A 784-nucleotide genomic window follows, 5' to 3' on the forward strand; every position below is an offset into this window, starting at 1 on the left:
AGGCCGCTTCGCCGCGCGGGGTGATCCATTCCTTCGCCGACGGCAAGATCGAGGACACCGGTGCGCTGACCAAGAAGCGCATGGAAACCATCGACGACGAGACCACCCAGGCGGCGATCAACTTCATGGACAAGCAGGCCAAGGCCGACAAACCGTTCTTCGTCTGGATGAATACCACGCGCATGCACCTCTTCACCCACGTGCGCGACTCGATGAAGGGCCAGAGCGGCATGCCCGGCAACGAGTACGCCGACGGCATGCTCGAACACGACGGCGACGTCGGCAAACTGCTCAAGACCCTCGACGACCTGAAGCTCAGCGACAACACCATCGTCATCTACACCACCGACAACGGCCCGAACCGCTTCACCTGGCCGGATGCCGCCACCTCTCCGTTCCGCAACGAGAAGAACTCCAACTACGAAGGCGCCTTCCGGGTGCCGGCGATGATCCGCTGGCCGGGACATATCGAAGCGGGCCAGGTGTCCAACGAGATGTTCTCGGGGCTGGACTGGTTCCCCACCCTGCTCTCCGCCGTCGGCGTGCCCGACGCCAAGGAGAAGCTGCTGCAGGGCTGGGCGCCGACTTCCGGCGGACCGACCTTCAAGGTGCACCTGGACGGCTACGACCAGCTCGCCTACCTCTCCGGCAAGGCGAAGAAGAGCGCGCGCAACGAGTTCTACTACTTCAACGACGACGGCCAACTGGTGGCCATGCGCTTCGGCGACTGGAAGGCGGTGTTCTGCGAGCAGCGCAAGCCCGGCGGCTTCGAGGTGTGGAGCGA

General features: G+C 64.2%; 1 protein-coding gene. It reads left to right on the plus strand.

Going from position 1 to position 784, the window contains the following annotated elements; translation table 11 throughout:
• A partial coding sequence (locus J5M67_RS27265) for a sulfatase-like hydrolase/transferase (RefSeq protein WP_207888522.1) occupies window positions 1-784 on the plus strand: 784 nt, incomplete at both ends.

The sequence above is a fragment of the Pseudomonas sp. 30_B genome (genome assembly GCF_017491605.1).
In the GTDB taxonomy this organism is placed as follows: domain Bacteria; phylum Pseudomonadota; class Gammaproteobacteria; order Pseudomonadales; family Pseudomonadaceae; genus Pseudomonas.